This is a genomic window from Neoaquamicrobium sediminum (assembly GCF_013240295.1).
Taxonomy (GTDB): domain Bacteria; phylum Pseudomonadota; class Alphaproteobacteria; order Rhizobiales; family Rhizobiaceae; genus Aerobium; species Aerobium sediminum.
The window spans coordinates 1,464,464-1,488,354 of record NZ_JABETK010000001.1 but is presented as its reverse complement, the minus strand read 5'-3'; the positions used below and the strand labels follow the sequence as shown (position 1 = coordinate 1,488,354).

28 protein-coding genes and 5 pseudogenes are annotated in these 23,891 nt (G+C 63.9%); 17 read left to right on the top strand and 16 right to left on the bottom strand.

The annotated features are described in order from the left end of the window. Positions 1 to 26 precede the first annotated feature (26 nt). The 6 genes from HK436_RS07150 (at position 27) to HK436_RS33450 (ending at position 3,617) form a co-directional block, all read left to right on the top strand. Positions 27 to 359, top strand: coding sequence for an ArsR/SmtB family transcription factor (locus tag HK436_RS07150; RefSeq protein ID WP_173188414.1), 333 nt, complete (start codon positions 27 to 29; stop codon positions 357 to 359). Continuing rightward, complete coding sequence (locus HK436_RS07145; protein WP_173188413.1) at positions 359 to 832, top strand: SRPBCC family protein; 474 nt, start codon at positions 359 to 361, stop codon at positions 830 to 832. Before HK436_RS07150 ends, HK436_RS07145 begins: the two co-directional genes overlap by 1 nt. Further along, positions 829 to 1,419 carry a glutathione binding-like protein gene (locus HK436_RS07140; protein WP_244648592.1) on the top strand — a complete coding sequence of 197 codons (591 nt, stop codon included), beginning with the start codon at positions 829 to 831 and terminating at the stop codon, positions 1,417 to 1,419. The genes HK436_RS07145 and HK436_RS07140 overlap by 4 nt, the downstream gene beginning before the upstream one ends. Before the next feature lie 52 nt (positions 1,420 to 1,471). Next, positions 1,472 to 2,410: a glutaminase gene (locus HK436_RS07135; protein ID WP_173188412.1), complete on the top strand. Its 939-nt coding sequence runs from the start codon at positions 1,472 to 1,474 to the stop codon at positions 2,408 to 2,410. 107 nt (positions 2,411 to 2,517) lie between these two features. Continuing rightward, positions 2,518 to 3,075 (top strand): hypothetical protein, encoded by a 558-nt coding sequence (locus HK436_RS33455; protein ID WP_376769135.1) that lies wholly within the window; start codon positions 2,518 to 2,520, stop codon positions 3,073 to 3,075. Continuing rightward, positions 3,072 to 3,617 (top strand): YhaZ family DNA alkylation repair protein, encoded by a 546-nt coding sequence (locus HK436_RS33450; RefSeq protein ID WP_376769134.1) that lies wholly within the window; start codon positions 3,072 to 3,074, stop codon positions 3,615 to 3,617. Before HK436_RS33455 ends, HK436_RS33450 begins: the two co-directional genes overlap by 4 nt. A 53-nt stretch (positions 3,618 to 3,670) precedes the next feature. Here the strand turns inward: HK436_RS33450 and HK436_RS33445 are convergent. Then, positions 3,671 to 5,564: pseudogene (locus HK436_RS33445) on the bottom strand (PhoX family protein). 183 nt (positions 5,565 to 5,747) lie between these two features. Between HK436_RS33445 and HK436_RS07120 the strand changes: the two are divergent. Continuing rightward, positions 5,748 to 7,336: pseudogene (locus tag HK436_RS07120) on the top strand (peptide chain release factor 3). Between the two features lie 37 nt (positions 7,337 to 7,373). Here the strand turns inward: HK436_RS07120 and HK436_RS07115 are convergent. Beyond that, on the bottom strand, positions 7,374 to 7,781 hold the full coding sequence (locus HK436_RS07115) for a hypothetical protein (protein ID WP_173188411.1): 408 nt from the start codon (positions 7,779 to 7,781) through the stop codon (positions 7,374 to 7,376). A 353-nt stretch (positions 7,782 to 8,134) separates the two neighbouring features. Here HK436_RS07115 and HK436_RS07110 point away from each other — a divergent pair, with 353 nt between their 5' ends. The 4 genes from HK436_RS07110 to HK436_RS07095 all read left to right on the top strand — a co-directional run bounded on the left by HK436_RS07110 (position 8,135) and on the right by HK436_RS07095 (position 11,147). Then, complete coding sequence (locus tag HK436_RS07110; RefSeq protein WP_173188410.1) at positions 8,135 to 8,794, top strand: peroxiredoxin; 660 nt, start codon at positions 8,135 to 8,137, stop codon at positions 8,792 to 8,794. A gap of 91 nt (positions 8,795 to 8,885) precedes the next feature. Next, positions 8,886 to 9,809, top strand: a complete 924-nt coding sequence (locus HK436_RS07105) for a D-alanyl-D-alanine carboxypeptidase family protein (RefSeq protein WP_244648590.1) — start codon at positions 8,886 to 8,888, stop codon at positions 9,807 to 9,809. Positions 9,810 to 9,818: 9 nt separating this feature from the next. Beyond that, positions 9,819 to 10,505, top strand: a complete 687-nt coding sequence (locus HK436_RS07100) for a D-lyxose/D-mannose family sugar isomerase (protein ID WP_173190001.1) — start codon at positions 9,819 to 9,821, stop codon at positions 10,503 to 10,505. A 24-nt stretch (positions 10,506 to 10,529) separates the two neighbouring features. After that, positions 10,530 to 11,147, top strand: coding sequence for a nucleoside triphosphate hydrolase (locus HK436_RS07095; RefSeq protein WP_173188409.1), 618 nt, complete (start codon positions 10,530 to 10,532; stop codon positions 11,145 to 11,147). Positions 11,148 to 11,150: 3 nt separating this feature from the next. On the opposite strand, the gene HK436_RS07090 is transcribed toward HK436_RS07095, so the two are convergent. From HK436_RS07090 to ureC, 9 genes and pseudogenes are all read right to left on the bottom strand, one after another. Next, positions 11,151 to 11,921 carry a class II aldolase and adducin N-terminal domain-containing protein gene (locus HK436_RS07090; protein WP_173188408.1) on the bottom strand — a complete coding sequence of 257 codons (771 nt, stop codon included), beginning with the start codon at positions 11,919 to 11,921 and terminating at the stop codon, positions 11,151 to 11,153. 39 nt (positions 11,922 to 11,960) lie between these two features. Continuing rightward, entirely contained in the window at positions 11,961 to 12,602 is a 642-nt protein-coding gene (gene ureG, locus HK436_RS07085; RefSeq protein WP_173188407.1) for an urease accessory protein UreG, read from the bottom strand. Continuing rightward, positions 12,599 to 12,868: a DUF3995 domain-containing protein gene (locus tag HK436_RS07080; protein ID WP_312860515.1), complete on the bottom strand. Its 270-nt coding sequence runs from the start codon at positions 12,866 to 12,868 to the stop codon at positions 12,599 to 12,601. The genes ureG and HK436_RS07080 overlap by 4 nt, the downstream gene beginning before the upstream one ends. A gap of 168 nt (positions 12,869 to 13,036) precedes the next feature. Next, on the bottom strand, positions 13,037 to 13,762 hold the full coding sequence (locus HK436_RS07075; protein ID WP_376769133.1) for an urease accessory protein UreF: 726 nt from the start codon (positions 13,760 to 13,762) through the stop codon (positions 13,037 to 13,039). Between the two features lie 114 nt (positions 13,763 to 13,876). Further along, positions 13,877 to 14,149: pseudogene (locus HK436_RS33980) on the bottom strand (urease accessory protein UreE); the annotation flags it as partial. 104 nt (positions 14,150 to 14,253) lie between these two features. Further along, complete coding sequence (locus tag HK436_RS31225) at positions 14,254 to 14,628, bottom strand: glutathione S-transferase C-terminal domain-containing protein (protein WP_244648881.1); 375 nt, start codon at positions 14,626 to 14,628, stop codon at positions 14,254 to 14,256. A 101-nt stretch (positions 14,629 to 14,729) separates the two neighbouring features. Further along, positions 14,730 to 14,801, bottom strand: a pseudogene (locus HK436_RS31220) (hypothetical protein); the annotation flags it as partial. 79 nt (positions 14,802 to 14,880) lie between these two features. Then, positions 14,881 to 15,177, bottom strand: coding sequence for a putative quinol monooxygenase (locus HK436_RS07060; protein WP_173188406.1), 297 nt, complete (start codon positions 15,175 to 15,177; stop codon positions 14,881 to 14,883). Positions 15,178 to 15,212: 35 nt separating this feature from the next. Beyond that, the gene (ureC, locus tag HK436_RS07055; protein WP_173188405.1) at positions 15,213 to 16,925 is read right to left on the bottom strand and encodes an urease subunit alpha; all 1,713 of its coding nucleotides are present in this window, start codon (positions 16,923 to 16,925) and stop codon (positions 15,213 to 15,215) included. Between the two features lie 215 nt (positions 16,926 to 17,140). Here ureC and HK436_RS07050 point away from each other — a divergent pair, with 215 nt between their 5' ends. Together HK436_RS07050 and HK436_RS07045 are read left to right on the top strand one after the other, a co-directional pair. Further along, a complete protein-coding gene (locus tag HK436_RS07050; protein WP_173188404.1) occupies positions 17,141 to 17,596 on the top strand; it encodes a hypothetical protein in 456 nt (151 codons plus the stop codon). A 186-nt stretch (positions 17,597 to 17,782) separates the two neighbouring features. Further along, complete coding sequence (locus tag HK436_RS07045) at positions 17,783 to 18,265, top strand: hypothetical protein (protein ID WP_173188403.1); 483 nt, start codon at positions 17,783 to 17,785, stop codon at positions 18,263 to 18,265. 32 nt (positions 18,266 to 18,297) lie between these two features. Here the strand turns inward: HK436_RS07045 and HK436_RS07040 are convergent, their stop codons facing one another. The 5 genes and pseudogenes from HK436_RS07040 to HK436_RS07020 all read right to left on the bottom strand — a co-directional run bounded on the left by HK436_RS07040 (position 18,298) and on the right by HK436_RS07020 (position 20,668). After that, positions 18,298 to 18,603, bottom strand: a complete 306-nt coding sequence (locus HK436_RS07040) for an urease subunit beta (RefSeq protein ID WP_173188402.1) — start codon at positions 18,601 to 18,603, stop codon at positions 18,298 to 18,300. An 11-nt stretch (positions 18,604 to 18,614) separates the two neighbouring features. Continuing rightward, positions 18,615 to 19,210, bottom strand: a pseudogene (locus HK436_RS07035) (HupE/UreJ family protein). 38 nt (positions 19,211 to 19,248) lie between these two features. Next, positions 19,249 to 19,503 carry a DUF1272 domain-containing protein gene (locus HK436_RS07030; protein ID WP_173188394.1) on the bottom strand — a complete coding sequence of 85 codons (255 nt, stop codon included), beginning with the start codon at positions 19,501 to 19,503 and terminating at the stop codon, positions 19,249 to 19,251. Positions 19,504 to 19,512: 9 nt separating this feature from the next. After that, on the bottom strand, positions 19,513 to 19,815 hold the full coding sequence (locus HK436_RS07025) for an urease subunit gamma (protein ID WP_173188392.1): 303 nt from the start codon (positions 19,813 to 19,815) through the stop codon (positions 19,513 to 19,515). Between the two features lie 13 nt (positions 19,816 to 19,828). Continuing rightward, positions 19,829 to 20,668, bottom strand: a complete 840-nt coding sequence (locus HK436_RS07020) for an urease accessory protein UreD (protein ID WP_173188390.1) — start codon at positions 20,666 to 20,668, stop codon at positions 19,829 to 19,831. Between the two features lie 189 nt (positions 20,669 to 20,857). Here HK436_RS07020 and HK436_RS07015 point away from each other — a divergent pair, with 189 nt between their 5' ends. The 4 genes from HK436_RS07015 to HK436_RS07000 all read left to right on the top strand — a co-directional run bounded on the left by HK436_RS07015 (position 20,858) and on the right by HK436_RS07000 (position 23,837). Continuing rightward, positions 20,858 to 21,112, top strand: a complete 255-nt coding sequence (locus HK436_RS07015; protein WP_173188388.1) for an acyl carrier protein — start codon at positions 20,858 to 20,860, stop codon at positions 21,110 to 21,112. A gap of 1 nt (position 21,113) precedes the next feature. After that, positions 21,114 to 22,331, top strand: a complete 1,218-nt coding sequence (locus HK436_RS07010) for a beta-ketoacyl-[acyl-carrier-protein] synthase family protein (protein ID WP_173188386.1) — start codon at positions 21,114 to 21,116, stop codon at positions 22,329 to 22,331. Positions 22,332 to 22,446: 115 nt separating this feature from the next. Beyond that, the gene (locus tag HK436_RS07005) at positions 22,447 to 23,151 is read left to right on the top strand and encodes a glutathione S-transferase N-terminal domain-containing protein (RefSeq protein WP_173188384.1); all 705 of its coding nucleotides are present in this window, start codon (positions 22,447 to 22,449) and stop codon (positions 23,149 to 23,151) included. Positions 23,152 to 23,219: 68 nt separating this feature from the next. After that, the gene (locus HK436_RS07000) at positions 23,220 to 23,837 is read left to right on the top strand and encodes a LysE family translocator (RefSeq protein ID WP_173188382.1); all 618 of its coding nucleotides are present in this window, start codon (positions 23,220 to 23,222) and stop codon (positions 23,835 to 23,837) included. Positions 23,838 to 23,891: the final 54 nt, after the last annotated feature.

Below are 23,891 nucleotides of genomic sequence, written 5' to 3'. Positions count from 1 at the left end.
AGTTAAGTAACCAGATGGTTCAATAGATGCCAAACGATCCCCTGAGCCTCACGCTTTCAGCCCTCGCCGATCCGACGCGCAGGGCCATCCTCGCCAGGCTGTCGCGTGGCGAGGCAACGGTTTCGCAACTGGCGGAACCATTCCAGATGAGCATGCCGGCCGTGTCCAAGCATCTGCGGGTTCTGGAGCGGGCGGGATTGGTCGAGCAGGGACGCGAAGCGCAGTTCCGGCCCCGTCGCCTACGCCCCGATCCGCTGCGCGACCTCGCCGGATGGCTGGAAGACTACCGGCGCTACTGGGAAGAAAACCTCGACCAGCTCGACGACTACCTCAAGGAAATCCAGAAGGGAGACCGCTGATGAATGCCTCGACACAAGCCCAAGCCCGGCCCGAACTGACGATCAAGCGGGTCCTCGATGCGCCCCGCGAGCTGGTCTACGCCTGCTGGACGCAGGAAGAGCACATGAAGAACTGGTTCTTCCCGAAAGGCTTCACCGTTCCGCATTCACAAGCCGATGTCAGGCCTGGCGGCAGCTACCGCTCCTGCCTTCGTGCGCCGGACGGCACCGACCACTGGGTCGGCGGCGTCTACCGCGAACTCACGCCCCCGGAGAAGATCGTCTTCACGCACGCCTGGCAGGATGAGGCCGGCAACAGCGAACACGAGACGGTGGTGACGATCACCCTCGAGCCGGTCGAAGACGGCAAGACCCGGCTGACGTTCCATCAGGCGTTCTTCCTCAGCGATGCATCGCGCGATGGCCATGCGGAGGGCTGGAACGAATCGCTGGACGGCCTCGAAACCTATCTCGAAAGCGGCAGGGCGGCATGATGAAGCTCTATCTCACCCCCGGCGCCTGCAGCCTTGCCGATCACATCGCGCTGGCCGAGGCTCGTATCACCGTCGAGCCGGTAAAGGTCGACCTGCGCACACGCACGACCGAGCACGGTGACGATTTCACCGTGATCAATCCCAAAGGCTATGTACCGGCCCTCGAGTTCGATGACGGCTCCGTGCTGACGGAGAACGTCGCCATTATCGGCTGGGTGTCGGACCAGACTCCAGCGCTCACTCCTCCCGGTCCGCTCGGACGGGCGCGCAATATCGAGATGCTCGCCTTTCTCGCCACCGAGGTCCATCGGCCGTTCATGCGCTCGATGTTCTCGCCCGCCGAGACTGAAAAGCAGGCTGCGCGGGAGGCGATCGTTGCCCGTCTCACCTATCTGGCCGGGCGGATCGAGGGCGACTACCTGTTCGGCGACGTCTTCAGCGGCGCGGACGCGCTGTTCTACGTGATGGTGCGCTGGGCGCGCGATTTCGGTTACGAAGTCGATGGTCGGCTCCTGGATTTCGCTGCCAGGGTGGAGGCGCGCCCTGCCGTACAGGCGGCGCTCCGGGCGGAGGGGCTCCCCGCCTGACGGATCGAAACGCCGCGCTGCGCGTTGCGCTCCGGACCAACCGGAGAAGGCAATGGCGAAGCGCGGCGTGAAAGTCGAAATCAAGGAACTCGAAAGCGCGGTCGAGGAAGTCGTCGGCCGCATGGGCGTGATTGAACGCTTCGGCAAGGCCGCAGACCACATCGAGGGCCTTGCAGAGATCGATACCGACCGCTTCGGAATAGCCATTGTCACCGCCGGTGGCGCCACGGCCGCGGGCGGCGACGCCGACGAGCCCTTCGCCATACAGAGCATCTCCAAGGTTTTCGGGCTCACGCTTGCGTTGCAGGCTTTCGGCGACGAGGTCTGGAAACGGGTCGGCCGCGAACCGTCCGGCGATCCGTTCAATTCCATCGTCGATCTGGAGCGACAGAAGGGCATTCCGCGCAATCCGTTCATCAACCCCGGCGCGATCGTCGTGTCGGACATGCTGCTCGACATTTCGGCAAAGAGCGATACGCACAAGACGGTGCGAGAATTCCTTGCGGACCAGATCGGCGAGGATGTCAGTATCGACCGCAAGGTGTTCGACAAGGAATCCTCATCCGGATTCAACAACCGCGCCATGGCCAATCTGTGCAAGTCGTTCGGCAACCTCAACCACGAGGTCGAGGCGGTGATGAAGCCTTATGTAAGCCAGTGCGCGATCGCCCTTTCTGCGCGACAGCTCGCGCTCGCCGGCCGCTACTTGATGGACGGCGGCGACAAACCGACCGACCAGCAGCGAATGCTGGCACGCCGCGTCAATTCGCTGATGCTGACATGCGGGCAGTATGACGGATCGGGCGAGTTCGCCTTCCGGGTTGGCCTGCCGGCGAAAAGTGGCGTCGGCGGCGGCATTCTGGCTATCGCACCTGGTGTTGCATCCATCGGCGTGTGGTCGCCGGGACTGGACGACAACGGGAATTCGCTTCTCGGCACGCTCGCGCTGGAGCAGTTGGCCGAGCGCATGGGCTGGTCAGTGTTCGGCTGACATCTGCGTATCGTGCAAGGTGCTGTGGATTTCGTCACCTCCTGACATCATCCGTCAGGGAGTAGCGTCTATGGTCGCGGCATCTGACGAAACACACGGGTGCTTACGTGAGCGATCAACCGGCTGCCGCCGCGCTGAAGGAAATATTCGACCGCGCGCGCATGCGCCGGTTCGCCGAGGATACGAAGACCATCTGGCCGGATTTCGATGCGGATCGGTTCGAGACGCTCGCCACCACCGGGCTCGACGATCTCGGCATCATGCAGCGCATGCGGCTGGCGGCGGACGCTTTCGCGGCGACGCTGCCGTCCGACTATGAGCGGGCATTGGAAATTCTCTCGGCACTCGCGCCGCGTATCGGGCATGGCTTTGCATCGATCACACTGTGTGAATTCGTCATCGTGCGGGGCCTCGAGGATTTCGATCGCTCGATGGACGCGTTGAAGCTGTTCACCCGGTATGGCTCGGCCGAGTTCGCGATCCGGCATTTCCTCCAACACGACCTTCACCGCACGTTGTCGATGATGCGGGAATGGTCGCTCGACGGGAACGAACACGTCCGCAGGCTAGCCAGCGAGGGGCGCGGCCGCGCCTGCCATGGTCGTTCCAGCTCCGGCCGATCGTCGCGGACCCGTCGCTCACATGGCCGATCCTGGAGGCGTTGAAGAGCGATCCAAGCCTCTACGTTCGCAAATCCGTCGCCAACCACCTCAACGACATCAGCAAGGACCATCCGGCCTGGCTTGTCGATAAATTGGCAGGCTGGCCGCAGGAGGACGAACGCACGCGATGGATCGTCAGGCAGGCCCTGCGCACCCTGATCAAGAAGGGCGACCGCTCTGCGCTGGCGCTGGTTGGGGCGGCCGAGAAGGTTGAGGCCCGGATCGAGGGTTTTTCAGTTGCGCCGGTGCGCCTTGCGTTGGGCGACCGCCTGACAATTGCCGCGACCGTCGTTTCGCAGGCGCGCGAGACGCAGCAGGTCGTTGCCGACTATGCCGTTCATTATGTGAAGAAGAACGGTGCCGCCTCGCGCAAGGTCTTCAAGCTCAAGACCTTCGCGCTCGAGCCAGGTGCGACGCAGCCGCTGTCCATCTCCCAGACAATCCGCGACTTCACCACCCGCACCCACAATGCAGGTTTCCACAAGGTGGAGCTGATGCTGAACGGCGACACGGTGGCCGAAGGCGGGTTTGATCTGGCGATTTGATTCAGCGAAGGCTCCATGGGCGCGTTTCATAACGCGCCCATGGCGTGTTCCGGTCAGCCGACGGGGGCGTTGTCTTCACGCTTGATCGCGATGATCGAGGAGCGCGGCAGTTTGCCCTCGCCGTCCGGGAAGGGTGCGGCCGGATGCTGGATGCCGACGAACATCGTGCGCCTGTCCGCCGACCAGCAAAGACCCGTCACCTCGGATCCGTTCGGGCCGGTCAGGAACCGTTCGATACGCCCGGTGACCGGGTCGCCGGCCAGCATCTGGTTGTTGCCCTGTCCTGCGAAGTGGCCTTCGTTGGAATCGTCGCCATCGGTCTGGATCCAGATCAGACCGGTGGAATCGATCGCCATGCCGTCGGGCGAGTTGAAGAGGTTGCCTTCGTTGACGTTCTCGGAGCCCGCATAGGGTCCCTCGTGGACGGTCGGGTTGCCGGCCATGACGTAGAGGTCCCATTCGAACGTGTCCGACGCATGGTCGTCATCGGCGGGGCGCCAGCGCACGATCTGGCCGTATTCGTTGGCCTCGCGCGGGTTCGGCCCGCCGACGGGCGTCCAGTCACCGCCCGCATTGGCCCTGACGCCGCGGCGGCTGTTGTTTGTCAGCGCGCAATAGGCTTCGCAGGCGAGCGGGTTGATCGCGACCCATTCCGGCCGGTCCATCGTCGTCGCGTTGACCCGGGAGCCGGCAGTCCGGGTGAAGACGGCGATTTCGGCAGCCGACATGCCGGTTGCTTCCGGCGTCAGGGCAATCCATTTGCCGGTCATGTCATCGTCGAAGCGGGCAACGTAAAGCTGGCCTTCGTCCAGCAGCGTCGAGGTGTCGCCGCCCGGCACATAGATGTCGCGCGAGACGAATTTGTAGATGAACTCGCCGCGCTCGTCGTCGCCCATATAGACGACCACACGACCGTCGGGCGCGAGCGTCGCCGCCGCGTTCTCGTGCTTGATGCGGCCGAGCGCGGTGCGCTTTACAGGCGTGCTTGCCGCATCGGTAGGGTCGATCTCGACGATCCAGCCGGCGCGGTGCGGTTCGTGGGGGTTCTTCGACGTGTCGAAGCGCCCATCCCATTTGTGATAGTCGTAGCCCCAGCCTTCCGCGGCAATGCCGTAGCGCTTGTAGCCTTCGGCGGTCAGCCCTTCGAGCTGCGTCTCCCCGTGGCGCCGAAATAGCCGTTGAAGTTTTCCTCGCAGGTCAGATAGGTCCCCAGGGTGTCCTGCCGGAACCGCAATTGTTGAAGGTGCCAAGGCTTTCGGTGCCGGTCGGATCGGCCTCGGTCTTCATCAGGTCGTGGCCTGCGGCCGGCCCCGCGATGCGCATCGGCGTGTTGTGCGTGATGCGACGGTTGAACGGGCTGTCCTTGACCACGGACCAGCTGCCGTCGGTTTCGCTGATCTCGAAGACGGCAACCCCTTGCAGGTTCTGCAGCTTCAACACGTCCTGCGCGTCGCGTGGTACGCCGTCCGTGGCCCCGGGCAGGTTGACGTCGTTATTGGTGTATTCGTGGTTGACCGCGATGACCTGCTTGCCGCCGATTATAAACAGCTCCATGCCGTCCGTGTTCTCGCCGAAGATCTTTTCCGCGTCTGCTGGCGAACCGCCGGTTGCGTGATCGAGCTCGGCCACGCCGGAAAACAGCGGGTCGCCCCAGCTTACCAGGCGCTGCCAGCGATAGCCCTCCGGCACATGCACGGTGTTGTCGGTGGAAATCGGGATCGGCTTGAAGGCAAAGCGCGAATCCTGTGCGGCGCGAGCGGGAACGGAATTGAGAATGCCGGCCCCCATGACGGCCGCGCCCGATCCGAAGGCGAGCACGCCGCCCAGAAAACCGCGCCGCGAGATCGCCCGTTCCACAACGCGGTCGAACTCGTTTTCCTCGGGGCGCGGGAAATTGATCTCGTCCCACTCGTCGAATGTCGGTCTTTCCTGTCTTGTATCGGTCATGGCTTGCTCCCTTCTCATCCGGTGGCTTGCAACGAAGCTCGGCGCGTACGCCGGAGCTTGTCGTGTTTGCCTACCCGGCCGGCCACACAGATTGATGACAGCCCGATGAAAAGTGCAGTCGGCTTTTCTCGACATGGCTCGACGCCGCAGCTATAAGCCCGCCGACCGAAGGAACCTCTTCACATGGCCGAAACGATCGAAAAGGCGGTGTCGCGCCGCCGCACCTTCGCAATCATTGCGCACCCCGACGCGGGCAAGACGACGCTGACTGAAAAGCTGCTGCTGTTCGGCGGCGCGATCCAGCTCGCCGGCGAGGTGAAGGCCAAGAAGGACAAGATCCAGACGCGCTCCGACTGGATGAAGATCGAGCGCGAACGCGGCATCTCCGTCGTCACCTCGGTGATGACGTTCGAATATGGCGACAACGTCTACAATCTGCTCGACACGCCGGGCCACGAGGATTTCGCCGACGATACCTACCGCACGCTGTCGGCGGTGGATTCTGCCGTCATGGTCATCGACGCCGCCAAGGGCATCGAGCCGCGCACGCTGAAGCTGTTCGAGGTCTGCCGGCTGCGCGACATCCCGATCGTCACCTTCGTCAACAAGATGGACCGCGAGGCACGCGACACCTTCGAGATCCTTGACGAGATCGAGCAGAAGCTGGCGCTCGACACCGCGCCGATCACCTGGCCCATCGGCCAGGGCAAGACCTTCTCCGGTACCTACCACCTTGCAGACAATGCCGTCCGGCGCGGCGACGACGAGGTCGAGCGCACCAAGGTCAACGGTCCAGACTCCAATCGCGTCGCCGGGCTGCTGCCTGAAAACGAGCGGCCGGCCTTCATCGAGGAGCTGGAGCTGGCGCGCGAGGCCTGCCGGCCGTTCGATCTTGCCGCATTCCGCGAAGGACACCTGACGCCGGTCTTCTTCGGCTCGGCGCTGCGCAATTATGGTGTGCGTGACCTGATCGAGGCGCTGGGCGCATGGGCCCCTGCACCGCGCGCCCAGGAAGCCGATTCACGCCGCGTCGAGGCGACCGAGGGCAAGATGACCTCCTTCGTCTTCAAGATTCAGGCCAACATGGACCCCAACCACCGCGACCGCATCGCCTTCGTGCGCGTGTGCTCGGGCACGCTGCAGCGCGGGATGAAGGCCAAGCTGGTACGCACCGGCAAGGCGATGAGCCTGTCCGCGCCGCAGTTCTTCTTCGCACGATCGCGCATCACCGCCGACGAGGCCTATGCCGGGGACGTTGTGGGCATCCCCAATCACGGCACGTTGCGCATTGGCGATACGCTGACCGAGGGCAGGAAATCCTGTTCCGCGGCGTTCCGAACTTCGCGCCGGAAATCCTGCGCCGCGTGCGGCTCGGCGACCCGATGAAGGCAAAGAAGCTGAAGGAAGCCCTGCAGCAGATGGCCGAGGAAGGGGTCGTCCAGCTCTTTTCGCCCGACGATGGCTCGCCCGCCATGGTCGGTGTCGTCGGCGCACTGCAGCTCGACGTGCTCAAGGAGCGCCTGAACGTCGAATACGGACTGCCCGTCGACTTCGAGATGGCGCGCTTCACCGTCTGCCGCTGGATTTCGGCCGATAGCCGCGCGGAGCTCGAGCGTTTCGTCGAAGCGCATCGCGGCGACATCGCCCGCGATCTCGACGGCGATCCCGTCTTCCTGGCCCCGCACGAATTCGGCCTCAACTATGAGGCCGAACGGTGGAAACAAATCCGCTTCGCCGCGATCAAGGACTATCAGGTCCGCGACGCGGCGTAGCCGAAGACAGCATTGAATGCCCTGCGCGGCGGCGTGGCTACTCTGCCGGCTGGCGCATGCCTGTTGCCCTGGCGACACCGTCCCCGCTGAAGATGATCCAGCCGAACAGCAGAACGCCGGCAAACACGATCAGCGACCCCATGGCCACGATAGGCTCCGCACCCGGATTGCCTGCAAGCAGGACGTAGAGCGCCGGGATCATGATCACGATGCCGATCACGTAGATGGCGTATTGCAGCAAGGGCAGCCTGCCGGCGGCCTTGAGCGGATTGACCGCGTAGTACGTGCCGAACAGCGCCGAAGTCACCCAGCCGAGCAGGTTGAGATGGGCGTGCGCGCCCATGACCCCGTGATTGCCCGAAATCGACATGTGGAGGCCGATACCGATACCTATAATGAGGAAAAGGATGGCCGTACGAAAATAGAGTGTAGCAAGAAATGGCATGATGTTCCCCAAATTGCAGCAGGGGCGACCGTTTGCCCCTCCGATGGTCGAGGCCGTTTGATCGCAACGCAATAGCGTTCGGCCTGTGCTGCCACTCCAGCCGATGCGCCAAATCTACGCCTGTCCCGCTTTCGCGACAATCGGGCCGGGTGCGGGTGGACGACTATTTTTGGTGGATTGATTGCCAAGATGCGGTATGCCCTTCAGCTAAGTCAATGCTGAGCAAAGCATTCCTGAACGGACGGCATAATCGCTCGTTCCGTTCTACAAATCGTCGCAATTTGCCGCGTCAACTCTCGTCTTGCGCCGCCATTGCATTATGATCAGCACAACAGCCATTGAGGAGAAACGCCATGGGCCTTCGCATCAACGATACCGCACCGGATTTCACGGCCGACACAACGCAGGGACAGATCAGCTTTCACGACTGGATCGGCGACGGCTGGGCCGTGTTGTTCTCTCATCCGAAGAACTTCACGCCCGTCTGCACGACGGAACTCGGCACGATGGCCGGTCTTGAGGGCGAGTTCCGCAAGCGCGGCGTCAAGATCATCGGTATCTCGGTCGATCCTGTCGAAAGCCACGCCAAGTGGAAAGACGACATCCGGACGGCTACGGGCTTCGCTGTCGACTACCCGCTGATCGGCGACAAGGACCTGAAGGTCGCCAAGCTGTACGACATGCTGCCGAGCGACGCCGGCGACAGCGCGGAGGGCCGCACGCCGGCCGACAACGCCACGGTGCGCTCTGTCTACGTGATCGGCCCCGACAAGAAGATCAAGCTGGTGCTCACCTACCCGATGACCACCGGGCGCAACTTCGACGAAATCCTGCGCGCGATCGATTCGATCCAGCTTACGGCCAAGCATCAGGTGGCGACGCCGGCCAACTGGAAGCAGGGCGAGGACGTCATCATCACCGCGGCGGTTTCCAACGAGGACGCCACCAAGCGTTTCGGCTCCTACGAGACGATCCTGCCCTATCTGCGCAAGACCAAGCAGCCCTCGGCCTGATCTGCACAAGCACCAGGTCATGCATACGGCGGCGATGGATGCCATCGCCGCCGTTTTTGTGACGGGATTGCGATGGCGGACAGGCTCGGGCATGATCCGAATCCGTCAGATATTGCCGGATCGATCACTCGGGGACCTATTGCAAGCCGCAACTCGTGCCGTAACGGGCATCACGCGCCGCGCCGCCATCATCATGGCGGCATTCGTGTTTCTGGCGGGCTGCACGACGCAGACGGTCATGCAGTCGGCGGTTGCGCCGCTGCCGTCGGAGAAATACGCAGCCATCGTCGTTGACGCCAATAGCGGGCGGGTCCTCTACGAAGACAAAGCCCGCGAGCCTCGCTACCCTGCGTCGCTCACCAAGATGATGACGCTCTACATGCTGTTTGAGGCTATGGACAGCGGGCAGCTCAACGTGATGACGAGCATACCCGTTTCCGCCTACGCAGCCGGGCGGCCGCCGTCCAAGCTCGGTTTGAAGAAGGGCGGGAGCATCGACGTTCGCTCGGCGATCCTTGCGCTTTGCGTAAGGTCGGCCAATGACGTCGCTTCGGCCGTTGGTGAGTATCTCGGCGGCACGGAGGAACGCTTCGCTGCGATGATGACGGCCAAGGCGCGTTCGCTGGGCATGCGCTCGACCACGTTCCGCAACGCCTCCGGCCTGCCGGACGCCGAGCAGCAGACCACCGCGTACGACATGGCGATCCTGGCCATGTCGTTGCGCAAGCGCTTTCCCCATTACTATCACTATTTCAGCAACCGCGAGTTTGCCTATGCCGGCAAGGTCATTCGCGGCCACAACGACCTGCTGGGGCGGGTTGCGGGTGTTGACGGGCTCAAGACCGGCTATATCCGCGCGTCCGGCTTCAACCTGGCAACGTCGGTCGGGCGCGGCGGGCGGCGCATCGTCGCCATTGTCATGGGCGGCAAAAGCGCGGCCGTCCGCAACGAACATATGGAACAGTTGATCGAGGTCTATATGCCGCGCGCGTCGCAGGCGAGCGCCTCGCGCTGAGGAGACATGATGAAGCGGTCTGAAGTGAATGCCATCCTTGCCGATGCGGATGCCTTCATCCGATCCCACGGCTATGTGCTGCCGCCATTCGCCTACTGGTCGCCTGAGGACATGAAGGCGCGGCGCGCCGGGATCGGCGGCATTGTCGATGCGCGCCTCGGCTGGGACATCACCGATTACGGCACCGGCGATTTTGCCTCGACCGGCCTGTTCCTGTTCACCGTGCGCAATGGCAACGCAGCCGACCTGGCCCACGGCCGGGGCATGCTCTATGCCGAAAAGATCATGATCTCGCGCAAGGACCAGCTCGCGCCGATGCATCGCCATGACGTCAAGGCGGAGGACATCATCAACCGCGGCGGCGGTACGCTGGCGCTCAAGCTCTATATGTCTGCGCCCGACGGCTCGATCGACGAGGCGGCCGAGGTTAAGGTGTCCACCGACGGCGTGGTGCGCACGCTGGAACCCGGCGGCATCCTTAAGCTCCATCCCGGCGAGAGCGTGACGCTGCTGCCCGGCGTCTGGCATGCCTTCTGGGCCGAGGACGATGATGTGCTGATCGGCGAGGTCTCCACCGTCAACGACGACGAGACCGACAATGTCTTCGCTGAGCCGATCAAGCGTTTCGCGAGGATCGAGGAGGATGTCGAGCCGACGCACCTGCTCGTATCGGACTATCGAAGGTGGCTCGGCTGACAATCGGGCCGTACGGAGGAGGCCATGTCGGAGATTGCGCATCTGGCGGCGACGCTGTTTCGCAAGGCGGCCGGCCGCAAGCGGATTGTGGTGGCGATCGCCGGGCCGCCGGGTTCGGGTAAGTCGACCTTCGCCGAAGCGTTGATGCCCTTGCTGCCCGAAGGCACCGCCGTGACCGTGCCGATGGATGGCTTCCACTATGACAACGCGGTGCTGGATGCCCGCGGTTTGCGGGCCCGCAAGGGCGCGCCGGAAACCTTCGACTTCGATGGCCTGCGCCATGTGCTGGAACGCCTGGGCAGAGCCGATGCGGATGTGACCGTTCCAGTGTTCGATCGCAAGGCCGATCTTGCCCGCGCAGGCGCGGCGGTTGTGCCGGCGGAGGCCCGATTCGTTCTCGTGGAGGGCAACTACCTGTTGCTCGACGAAAGCCGCTGGTATGGGCTTGGGCCGCTGTTCGACTACTCCGTCTGGCTTGATGTGCCGATGCAGGAACTTGAACGTCGGCTGGTGCAGCGTTGGCTCGACCATGGGCATGCCGCCGACGAGGCGCGCAATCGTGTGTTCTCCAACGACCTGCCCAATGCCGAGCGCGTGCTGGCCTCCCGCCGCCCACCCGACGAGACCATCAGGAACGGCTGATAGTCAGGCGTTGTAGTTCGAGCCCTCCCCGTCGAGGATAAGCCTGAGCTCCTGAAGATGGCGGCCGGCGCTGTTCACGGGATAATCGTCCATCTGGCTTGCCACCGTTTCGGCGACCGCATCGGAAAGGATACGTAGCGGCCTGCCCGTCCAAAGGGCCTTGATATATGTCTCACAGGCGCGCTCGAAATAATAGAGCCGGTCGAACGTATCGCCCACCGTGTCGCCGATGACCAGCACGCCGTGATTGCCCATCACCATCACCTTGACCTTCGGATCGGCGAAGAGCCTGGAGCAGCGTTCGCCCTCCTCCTCGAAGGCGAGGCCGCCATAATGCTCATCGACCACCACGCGGTCGAAGAACATCGCTGAATTCTGGTCGATGGGCGGCAGCCGCGAGTCGGCAAGCGAGGCAAGCACCGTGGCGTGCACGGAATGGACATGCATGACGCAGCGCGCATGCGGGCAGTTGCGGTGGATCGCGCCGTGCAGGCCCCACGCGGTCGGGTCGGGCGCGTCCGGCCGGTTCATCGTTTCGGGATCGTCGGCGTCGATCAGCAAGAGGTCACTCGCCCGGATGCGCGAGAAATGCATCTGGTTCGGATTGATGAGAAGCTGCGTGCCCTTTTCGTTGACGGCCAACGAGAAATGATTGGCTACCGCCTCGTGCATATTCAGCCGGGCCGTCCAGCGAAATGCTGCCGCGAGATCGGCGCGCTCTTCCTGAAACGGAAGGTTCGACCGGTTGCGTTCGGAAAGCTGGGTAACGCTCATCTCTGGATGCTCCGCTGGTTCGGCGCAAGCATGGCCCGATCAGGCCTCTGCCGCAACCTTGCGGACCGGTTCCAGGCCACCCTGCTCAAGAATAAAGCCCACGACGGCGTCGAGGCCGCGCCCGCGCGACAGGTCGGTGAAGCCGAAAGGCTTGCCCTTGCGCATCCGCCCTGCATCGTCCGTCATCACGTCGAGATTGACGTTCACATATGGCGCGAGGTCGGACTTGTTGATGACCAGGAAGTCGGAGCGCGTAATGCCCGGCCCGCCCTTGCGCGGGATTTCCTCACCCTGGCAGACCGAGATTACGTAGAGGGTGATGTCGGCGAGGTCCGGCGAGAAGGTCGCCGCGAGATTGTCTCCGCCCGACTCGATGAAGACGATGTCGAGATCGGGAATCTTGCGGCGCATCTCGGCGATCGCCTGCAGATTGATCGAGGCGTCCTCGCGGATGGCGGTGTGCGGGCAGCCGCCGGTCTCCACCCCCATGATGCGCTCCTCCGGCAGCGCCTGCAGCCGCGCCAGCATTAGCGCGTCTTCTTTGGTGTAGATGTCGTTGGTGATGACGGCGATCGAGAAATCGTCGCGCAGCGCCTTGCAGAGCTTTTCCGTCAGCGTCGTCTTGCCGGAACCGACCGGTCCGCCAATGCCGATGCGCAAGGGGCCGTTTGGTGAGGTCATGTGGCTACTCCTTGAATGAGCAGGAGGGTGAAGCCCGCGCCGATCAGCAGGCAGAGCGGTGAGAAATAAAGCCGGTCGTTGCGGGCGAACGGCATTTCCGGCGTGATCCGCCGCCAGGCAGGTGTGAAGCCCGCGATGCCGCGCCCTAGAAAGACGAGTGCGGCGCCCAGCCCGCCCAGCCGGATGAGCGCGGCCGGCAGCGGCAACGTGACGATGCCGGCCAGAGCCAGCGCGATCAGGGCCGCGACGGCAAGTGCGGCCGCCACGCCAAAAAGCCGCAGGCGGCGACGGCATGCGATCGATGCCCTTGAACCCGGCAATCGCCCGCGCGCAGGATTTCTGGTCCGTCCCCGGCCAGACCCCACCAAGACCCCAGTAGACATGCAGTGCCGCGAGCAGCACAAGCACCAGCGCAACGAGGATGGCGACCAGGGTCATGAGCGAAACAGCCGCGAATATTGCGTTTCGTGGTTCATCGCCGCGATCTCGACGACGAGCGTCGCCGAACCCAGATCGTCGAGCGAAGAGAGTGAGGCACGCGCGGCGGTTTGCGCCACCGTCGTTTCGGGCCCGGCGAGGATTGCGACCGCCTCCCTCTGGCCGATGACCGATAGCCGGATCGCGGCCTGGATCATGTTCGATGCGAAGGCCTGGAGATATGCGGCAAGCGCGCTTTCCAGTCCCACGCCCTGCATCCCCGCCACCGCGCCGACCGCCACGCTGTAGGCGCAGTTGGCCGGCAGGCGATCGGCAATATCAGGCTGCCAGGCTGTTGCCGATGTGAGGAAAGCCGCGCCTTGAAGCGTCGATTCCAGATGCCGTTCTGCGGAGCCGGCCATCGCTTCGGCAAGTTCGGCGACGTCGATTAGCGAAGCCCCGTTGGCGGAAAGGCGAAAGCTCTCTGCCAGCAACACCGCGTCGTTCCAGCCGGAACCCTCGGTCAGCAGGGTGGCGATCCATTCGGCAAGGTCGGCTCCGGTTTCGACCAGCCCGTCATGAACGGCGCGCTCCAGCCCGTGACTGTAGCTGAACGATCCGACGGGAAAGGCCGGTGACAGCCATGCCATCAGCCGCAGAAGCGAGGCCGTCCCGCCTTCAAGCATGGTTGTGCCCGTAATGCGGGTCGCCGGGAAGGCGTCCGAATTTGTCGGCTTCGCCATGATGATGGTGGTCGTGTCCGTGCGAATGGCCGGAATAGGCGCCGCGCACGGGGTTGAAGGGCGCAACGATGTCCTTGACCGTCGCGCCGAGCCCTTCCAGCATCGCCTTGATGCATGGTCGCGCAGGATGAGGATGCGCCCGGTCTCGATCTGCGCGGCGAGATGGCGATTGCCGATGTGCCAGCACAATTCGGCAAGGTGCAGCCTGTCGCGTGGTACGATCTCGTAGACCTCCTCCTCCGCCGCGACGATCAGCGCCGTGCGGCCATCGTCAAGCACCAGCAGGTCGCCGTCTTCCAGCGCCGTGGGCTCCGGCAGGTCGACCAGCACCTTATCGCCGCCGGCAAGCTCGACCACGCGCCGGCGCAGGTGCCGCTCGTCATGCACCAGCACAACGCTGTCGAACGGCTCTGTGCCGGTTGCTGCCTCGGCCGCGCGGACAAACGCGCCTGCGCGCGGCAGCTTGGTGAAATCCTGGTTGATCTGCAGCTTCACGCGGCCTCCTCGCGGGCTTTCGCACGCGCCAGTGCGGGGCGGGCCAGCACCCGGTCGAAATAGGCATTGACCCGGTCCGAGGCCACGTCGAAGCGCGCGCTGCGTGCCCACTGCCCGCAATGGCCGAGAATCACGTCCGCAGCGGTGAAGCGGTCGCCCATGGCGTATTCGTGCTCGCCGAGACGCAATTCCAGCGCGCGTATCTCGCGGGTGAATTCCGCTGTCGTCCAGGGTCCGACATCGACCCGCTCTTCTTCGGCCAGCAGCATGCGGTGCTTGAGCTTGTTCCACAACGGCGCCTCGAGTTCCGATTGGGCGAAGAAAAGCCAGGCGTTGAGGTGGGCGCGCTCGGCCGGCGTCTGCGGCGCCATACCTTTCTCGGGATGCTTTTCGGCGAGATAGGCGCAGATCGCCGCGAATCCGTGACCACCACCTCGCCATCGATCAGCGCGGGCGCCTTGCCCGAGGGATTGTAGCGGCGCATCTCGTCGGTGTGCTGCTTGACCTTGAGAATGCTGTAGGTCTGGCCGAGCTCCTCCAGCATCCAGGTGACCCGGATGAGGCGGGAACCCGGCGATCCGACGGCCTGATACATGCGTTGTCCTCCCTTGCGTTGCAGCGCTTCAGAACTGCTCGATCTGCTCGGGATGCACAATCTCGATCCGGCGCTCGACGAGGTGCGGCGCGCTGGCATCGCGCCAGGCGAGGAGATGCGGCTGCTTCGAATGGGCGGTGAGGTCCTCGCGCGTCTCCCACTGCTCGATGAAGACCAGTTTCTCGGGGTCTGCGAGGCTTGCGAACAACTCGTAGGAGATGCAGCCCTTCTCCTTGCGGGTTTCTGCCATGCAGGCTGCTGCGGGTTCGCGCAGAGCCTCCAGTGAACCGGGCTTGATGGTGAGCGTGGCGACGACGTAGATCATGGCTGGCAGCCTCCCTGTGCATGTCGGCCGGCACGCTAGAACAGAAAATAGCGTTGCGCCATCGGCAGCACGGTCGCGGGCTCGCAGGTGAGCAGTTCACCATCGGCGCGAACCTCGTAGGTCTCCGGATCGACCTCGACATACGGAGTAGCATCGTTGTGCAGCATCGAATGCTTGCCGATGCCGTCGCGCGTATTCGCGACGGCCACCATGTTCTTCTCGACACCCAGCCTCCTTCCGAGATCGAAGTCGAGCGCAGCCTGGCTGACAAAGGTGACGGACGAATTGGTGGCCGCCTTGCCATACGCCGCGAACATGGGGCGATAGTGCACCGGTTGCGGCGTCGGGATCGAGGCGTTGGGATCGCCCATCGGCGCGGCCGCGATCGAGCCGCCGATCAGCACCATGTCCGGCTTCACGCCGAAGAAGGCGGGGTTCCACAAGACGAGATCGGCGCGCTTGCCGACTTCGATCGAGCCGATCTCATGACTGATCCCGTGGGCGATCGCCGGGTTGATGGTGTATTTGGCGATGTAGCGGCGGGCGCGGAAATTGTCGTTGTCGCCGCTCTCCTCCTTCAGCGCGCCGCGCTGGCGCTTCATCTTGTCCGCGGTTTGCCAGGTGCGGATGATGACCTCGCCGACGCGGCCCATCGCCTGGCTGTCCGACGAGATGATCGAGAAGGCGCCCATGTCGTGGAGAATGTCCTCCGCCGCGATCGTTTCCTTGCGGATGCGGCTTTCGGCGAATGCGATGTCCTCGGGAATCGAAGGCGAGAGGTGGTGGCACACCATCAGCATGTCGAGATGCTCGGCGATGGTGTTGTGGGTATAGGGGCGGGTCGGGTTGGTGGATGAGGGGATCACGTTTGAAAGCCCGCACACCTTGATGATGTCCGGCGCATGGCCGCCGCCCGCTCCCTCGGTGTGGAAGGCATGGATCGTGCGGCCCTTGAAGGCCGCGACCGTATCCTCGACGAAGCCGCTCTCGTTGAGCGTATCGGTGTGGATCATCACCTGCACGTCGTAGTCGTCCGCGACCGACAGGCAGTTGTCGATAGCCGCCGGCGTCGTGCCCCAGTCCTCATGAAGCTTCAGCGCGCAGGCCCCGCCGAGGATCATCTCCTCCAGTGCGGCCGGCAGCGATGCGTTGCCCTTGGCCGACAGGCCGAGGTTCATCGGAAGCGCGTCGAACGACTGGATCATCCGCCCGAGATGCCATGGGCCGGGCGTGCAGGTCGTCGCCAGCGTGCCATGGGCCGGGCCGGTGCCGCCGCCCAGCATCGTGGTGACGCCCGACATCAGCGCCTCCTCGATCTGCTGCGGGCAGATGAAGTGGATATGCGCGTCGAAGCCGCCCGCCGTCAGGATCCTGCCCTCGCCGGCGATTGCTTCGGTGCCCGGCCCGACGACGATGGTGACGCCCGGCTGGGTATCCGGATTGCCGGCCTTGCCGATGCCGGCGATGCGTCCGTCCCTGAGCCCGATATCGGCCTTGTATATGCCGGTGTGGTCGAGCACGAGCGCATTGGTGATGACGGTATCGACGGCGCCGTCGGCGCGGCTCGCTTGGCTCTGCCCCATGCCGTCGCGGATCACCTTGCCGCCGCCGAACTTCACCTCTTCGCCATAGACGGTGAAGTCCTTCTCGACCTCGACGAACAGTTCGGTATCGGCCAGCCGCACCTTGTCGCCCGTGGTTGGGCCGAACATGCGGGCATAGGCGGAGCGCTGGATTCTTGCGGGCATGGGCTGTTTCCCTCGGATCAGTGTGCTGTCGGCGGAGCCGTAAAAGGCGTTTGGCGAAGGCGTCGGGCGGCTTGCACATTGCCGCCACCAAATGACCCCGAAAAGGTCGCTGCGTTCATGAAACCGGAGGCGGGCCCGTGCATTTCCCCGGTGGCCGCCTCGACGCGGTCGCTCCGAAAGAAGGGACAAACCCGAACGGAATGAAAGGTACGATCATGAAACGCATTCTTGGCCTCACCACCGCCGCTCTTATGGGTGCTTCGGTTCTCGCCGCTCCGGCCCTTGCGGAGAGCAAGATGGACCTCTCCGGCGATGCCGGCGCGACCACGACGATGCCGGACGTCGATACCGGCACCACGGCCGCGATCGGTGGGAATTTCGAATCCGCGCTGACGGCGATCGGCGCCGGCTCGTCCAACGCACAGGCGATCGGTACGCTGAGCGAGGTCGACACCGTCAAGGTTGTCAGCGTCAGCGATCTGGAAGGTCACGATCAGGCCGCGCTCGATCAGGCCGTGAGCCAGAACAGCGACAGTGTGGATGAGCTGCGCACATCGATCGGCGCCAATGCGGCGCTCAGCGAGGAACTTCGCAGCCAGGGCGTCGACACCTCGGCGGTGGTTGCGGCCCAGATTGAAGCGGATGGTCAGGTTACCGTCTACGTGATGTGATTGTCGCTTACTTTCATCGGCCGGCGCGAGCTTGATCTCGCGCCGGCCGACTGATGCGCGACGATCCGTCGGTTTCGCTGTGCCGACCGCTTGTGTAGGCTTGGCCTGAACCAAATGCGCCGGTCGCGCATTGATGAGTCTGGTTCGGGCGCGATCAGCCCGATCAAATGAAAGGGAGCCTGACTTTTGCCATTCACGATTGCCTCCGACAGGCCGAACTGGCTTCATGCCGTATTCGCGACTGCCTTTCTCCTCGCATCTGCGCCCAATGTCGCACTGCTCGCACAGGGTCTGGATTCGGAGGAGGCCATCGACACCATCGTCGGTTCTGATGTGAAGACGGGTGAAAGCAAGACGGCCGCCGATGAAGAGCGCATTCTGGCGGCGATCGAGAAGTCGACCGACAACGCAGCGGACGTGCGCAAGCGGTTCTCCATCGATGATGTGGAGATCGTCTTCCTCCCGGATCTGGGCGAGGAAGAAACGGCAGTCGAAGCGAAGATGGAAGAGTACAAGGACGACGTCGCCGTTCTGCGCGAAGCTATCCAGGGTAGCGCGATCTTCTACCATGCCATCGATTCGCGTTCTGTCCTGCTCACCGACGTCATCGCCCTCGAATTTCACGACCAGAACGCCGTGACGATCTTCGTCGCGGGCGGCGAGCCCTGATAATACGAAGGCAGGGCTGGCCGCCTGTCCGCTCATAGCGGGCCCATTACCTGCTGCCTGAAGCCGTAGACCTGGCGTTGGCCGCCGAGCGGCACGAGGGTGACGTCGCGCTCCTGCCCGGGCTCGAAACGAACGGCCGTGCCGGAGGCAATGTCGAGACGCATTCCGCGTGCCTTTTCCCGATCGAAGCGCAACCCCTCATTCGTCTCGAAGAAGTGGTAGTGGCTGCCGACTTGGATCGGCCGATCGCCGCTGTTTGCCACCTTGATCGTCACCGTCGGCTGGCCGGCGTTGAGTTCGATCTCGCCCTCTGCGGTGATTATCTCGCCCGGTATCATTGACGCCTCCCTCAGCCGCCGATGGCCAGCCAGATACCGCCCAGCGCCGTCAAAGCGCCAGCGATACGCGTGACCGTGCGGCCGGCATCGCCGCCGAAGAGCCTGCCGACGAATAGACCCGCGCCACACCCGCAGCGTGAAGCAATCCCGTGGCGATGGCAAAGCCGGCAGCATAGGCATAGGCGCCCGCCTCGCCGATCTCCCCGCCATGGGCGTGCCCGTGGAAGAATGCGAAGAAGCCGACCATGGCCATCGCCGCCCCGGTTGGCACGTTGAGCGCGATCGCTGCAAGCAGCCCGATGACGACCACCGAGGCGAGAATTGCCGGCTCCACGAATGGCAGCGGCGCGCCGGCCATCGCGGCCAGGAAGCCGGCGAGCATGGTTCCCACGAAGGCAAGCGGGACCAGCCACAGGGCTCGGCCGGAAAGCAGTGCTGCCCACAGGCCGACCGCGACCATGGCAAGGATGTGGTCGGTGCCGAACAGCGGGTGCGAGAAGCCGGCCATGAAGGAGCCGTGCTCCACGGGGTCGAGGTGGGCGAGAGCCGGACTTGCGCTCGCGATGAAGGCGAATGCCGCAAGCGATGCGATCCTGGTTCTTGTCATGGAGTGTTCCCTTGGTTTGTCATCTCGATGAAACCTCTTCATGCGGCTTCCTTCGGCGCGCAGCCATCCGCCTTGAGCACGCGCTGCGTCGATGCAGGGAAGCGTGAAAGCTTGTCGGCGGGCCGGATCGGACGGCGAACGAGTTCGCCCCCGCAATTCGGGCAGACGCCGCCGAGCACGTCGGAGGCGCAGCTTGCGCAGAAGGTGCATTCGAAGGTGCAGATCACGGCGTCCCGTGCCGCGGGTGGCAGGTCGCGGTCGCAACACTCGCAGTTGGGGCGCAGTTCAAGCATCGCGAACTCCTAGCGGATCGGTTCGTGCACGGTGACGAGCTTGGTGCCGTCGGGAAATGTCGCTTCCACCTGCACGTCTTGGATCATCTCGGCCACGCCCTCCATCACCTGTTCCCGCGTCACGACATGCGCGCCGGCCTCCATAAGGTCTGCAACGGTACGGCCGTCACGGGCGCCTTCGACGACGAAATCGGTAATCAGGGCGATCGCTTCGGGATGGTTGAGCATGACTCCGCGCTCCAGCCGCCTGCGGGCCACGATGGCGGCCATGGAAATCAGCAGCTTGTCTTTTTCACGCGGCGTCAGGTTCATCGTTCTCCACCCTTTAAAGTGACCAGGTTTTAGGCAGGCCTGCCTGTCCGTTGAGCATCGCGACAAGCGGAACCAGCCGCTCGCGCAGGGCGTAGCCGTCGGTTGCGACCAGCCTCGCAAGAAGCTTGCCAGTCGAACCGACCTGCCATGCCGACGCGCCGCCGGCACCGTCGACGATGGTCCGCACCGAGTCGAGATGGGCGCCAGCCGCAGCGCCCACGAGAAGGACGGTGGCGCAGGCTCCAGCGCCGCCAAGCCCTGCCTTCCTGCCGATTGTGGCCGCGACATCGGGGCCGATCGCGAAGTCCTCGGCGTGAACCAGTCGATCTCCGCAGCGCACGCGCCAGCGGTCGCGGAAGATCGCCGTCCGAACGGTTTCGCCCATCGCCCGCCGCCCAAAGATGGTCGCCTCGACGAGCAATGCCTCGGCATCCTCGGCAAGGGTCACATCGAGCGTGCGACGGAAAGCGGAGCGGTCGTAAACGATCGTCTCCTGAGGCAGCCATGCGACCCGCGCGCCCGATCTGCCCACGACTTTGCAGGTAACTTCGGCATGCCCCGCCGTGGTCCGGTAAACCTTTTCGCAGGCCTGGGTGGTGACGGTGACGGCCGTATCTTCGCCGGCTTCTATGTCCCATGCGAGCCGATCGCCGCCGGTCAGGCCGCCGGCAGTGTTGATCAGGATCGCTTCCAGTGGGCCGTCCCCGCGCGCCGGCAGCCGGATTTTGGCGGCGCCTTCCTGATAGAGCCTTTCCAGGCGGGTGGTGCCGTCGCGCCGTCGCACCGACAATCCACCGCTTGCCGATACGCGTTGCAGCTTGGTCTGCTCGAGGCGGGGTTGCAGTTGGTTCATCCGATGCGGGCTCCTTGCCGCAAAATGAAAGCAACGCTCGTGCCATTCGCGCCGCTGCCGCGCATTGTCGCCAGGGACACTTGTTGCGCAAGGGCGAATGGGTTCTTATAGAGGTCACAGGTGCGTGGAGAGGCGCATGCAAGGAGTTTTGCCCCGTTTGCGGGCACAGTCTGGTTTGGGGGTAGCGGAATGAGTGACGAACTGGCGGCGACAATCATCGAAAAGATCAAGGCGCACGCCAGCCCTGATGCAGGCGAGGTCACGCTGGCCACGGACCTGACGGAACTCGGCATCCATTCGCTGGAGCTGACCGAAATCATATTCGACCTCGAGGACGAGTTCGGCATCGAGATCGAAATGAGCACGGTCGATGCCTGGTCCAATCTCTCGAATGTCGGCGATATCGTCGAAGCCGTGCGCGGCCTGATCCAGCAAAAATCCTGACATGGCCAGACCGCGGATCGTCATTACCGGCCTGGGCGGCGTCTGCGCGCTCGGCACCGACGTAGCGGCGATCTGGGACGCCATGCGTGCCGGCCGCTCGGGCATCGGCCCGCTGACGACGGTTCCGCTGCATGATCTCAAGGTGAATACGGGCGCCGAGATAAAGACGTTGCCAGAGCACGGCATCGAGCATCGCCGGCTCGTCACCATGGACCGGTTCAGCCTGCTTGCGGTGATCGCCGCGCGTGAGGCCGCCGCACAGGCGGGCCTTGGCATCGACGAGAACAACACCCGACGCGTTGGTGCCGTCATTGGCGCGGGCGTTGCCGGCTGGGAAACCATCGAAGACAATTATCGGGGCATCCTGCTGGATGGCCGGCCGCGCGCCAACATATTCTCCGTGCCGCGCGCCATGACCGGCGCACCCGCTGGTCAGGTCAGCATGGATCTCGGGCTGCGCGGGCCTGTCTACGGCGTGAGTTCCGCATGTTCCACTGCCAATCACTCGATCAGCAGTGCCGTCGACCAGCTTTTGCTCGGCCGAGCCGATGTGATGCTGGCAGGCGGCACTGAAGCGCCGCTGGTCTGGGGCATCCTCAAGGGTTGGGAGGCGTTGCGGGTTCTTGCCAAGGAGACATGCAGGCCGTTTTCCGCCGATCGCGAAGGTCTGGTTATCGGCGAGGGCGCCGGCGTCGTCGTTCTGGAGACGCTCGACCACGCGCTGGCGCGTGGCGCGACCATTCTTGCAGAATACGCGGGTGCGGGCATGTCGGCCGACGCCACCGATATCGTCGCCCCCACTGTCGACGGGCCGACGAACGCGATCCGCAACTGCCTCGAGGACGCCGGGCTCGCGCCCGAAGACGTCGATTATGTCAACGCGCACGGCACCGGCACGAAGGCAAATGACCAGATAGAAACGCAGGCGATCCGTGGTGCCTTTGGGGCGGCGGCGGATCGGCTATCGGTCTCGTCCACCAAGTCCATGCATGGCCATTGCCTCGGGGCGACGGCCGCGATCGAACTGATCGCATGCGTCAAGGCGATCACCGACGGGGTCGTGCCGCCGACTGCAAATTATCGTGAAGCCGATCCGGCCTGCGACCTCGATGTGACGCCCAACGCGGCGCGGCAACGCGAGATACGCGCCGCAATCAGCAATTCTTTCGCGTTTGGAGGCACCAACGCGACTGTTGCCGTAAAGGCATACCGTCCCTGAAACAGTGTCAGGAAGCCGGTCCCGGTTGCCTTGTATCGGCAAGCCGGCTCGCTATCTAAAACCGGTTATCCTCTCCCGCCGCGTTCTGTGGCACCACCGTAACAGGGACGTTCCCATGACCGATCTTTCCGGCTTCCAGGTCGCCACGCGTTGGCCGGCCCGGGACATAGACAGGCTGCAGCTCTATTCTTTCCCCACGCCCAACGGCGTGAAAATCTCGATAGCGCTGGAGGAACTGGGCCTGCCCTATGAGGCTCACCTGATCGACATCACCAAGAACGAGACCTGGACGGACCACTTCCTGTCCCTCAACCCCAACGGCAAGATCCCGGCAATCGTCGATCCGGATGGGCCTGGTGGCAAGCCACTGGCCCTGTTCGAGTCCGGGGCAATCCTTCTTTATCTCGCCGAGAAGACCGACAGGCTGATTCCGGCGGATTCGGCAGCCCGCTACGAGACGATCCAGTGGGTCTTCTTCCAGATGGCGGGCGTGGGACCGATGTTCGGTCAGCTCGGCTTCTTCTACAAGTTTGCCGGCAAGGAGATCGAGGACAAGCGGCCGCTCGAGCGCTACGTCAATGAATCGAAGCGCCTGATGGGTGTGCTGGAGGCGCGATTGAAGGGTCGCGAGTGGCTCATGGGGGAAGAATACACCGTTGCCGACATAGCGACCTTCCCATGGGTGCGCACGCTGCGCGACTTCTATGAGGCTGACGAAATTATCGGGTTCAACGACTTCCCCGAAACGATCGCGTGGCTGGATCGATGCCTGGCGCGGCCGGCAAGCCAGAAGGGCCTCACCATACCCGCGCGCGGGTAGGCGACGCGCTTCCAAAGAGGCCCGCGTCATGCGATAGGGAAGCCGCAATTCTCGGAGGCTTCCCAGACATGACCCTCGCAGGCTTCGTCACCTATGCCGGTGCGCTCGCCATCGCAGCGGCAATTCCTGGCCCCGGCGTCGTCGCTCTCATTGCGCGGGCGCTCGGCTCCGGTTTCCGCTCGGCCATCTTCATGGCATTCGGGCTGGTTCTTGGCGATCTGGTCTATCTGACGGCGGTGGTTCTGGGGCTGGCACTCGTAGCCCAGACGTTCGGCACCGCCTTTCTCGTCATCAAGTGGGTTGGTGTTGCCTATCTCGCCTGGATGGCCTGGAACTTCTGGCGCACCGGCATCACCGCCGAAAAGGTCGATGCCGACCGTACCCGCGGCGGCATCTGGACCTGCGTGCTGAGCGGGCTGCTGGTCACGCTCGGCAATCCGAAGGTGATGGTGTTCTATCTGGCGATCACGCCGACCATCATCGACATCGCTTCGATCACCCCGTCCGACTACGGCGTGCTTATCGCAATCACCGCAATGGTTCTGCTCGTGGTCCTGATGCCTTACCTGGCGCTGGCTGCCAAGGCACGCTGGTTCCTGGCGACACCGCGCGCGCTCAAGGCGCTTAACCGCACGGCGGCAACCTTCATGGCTGGCGCCGCCGCGGCGATCGCTACGCGGTCGTAGTTGCATCGACGAGCGCGCGGCTTCTACTATGAGGCCACGCAATGGGCAGCATCT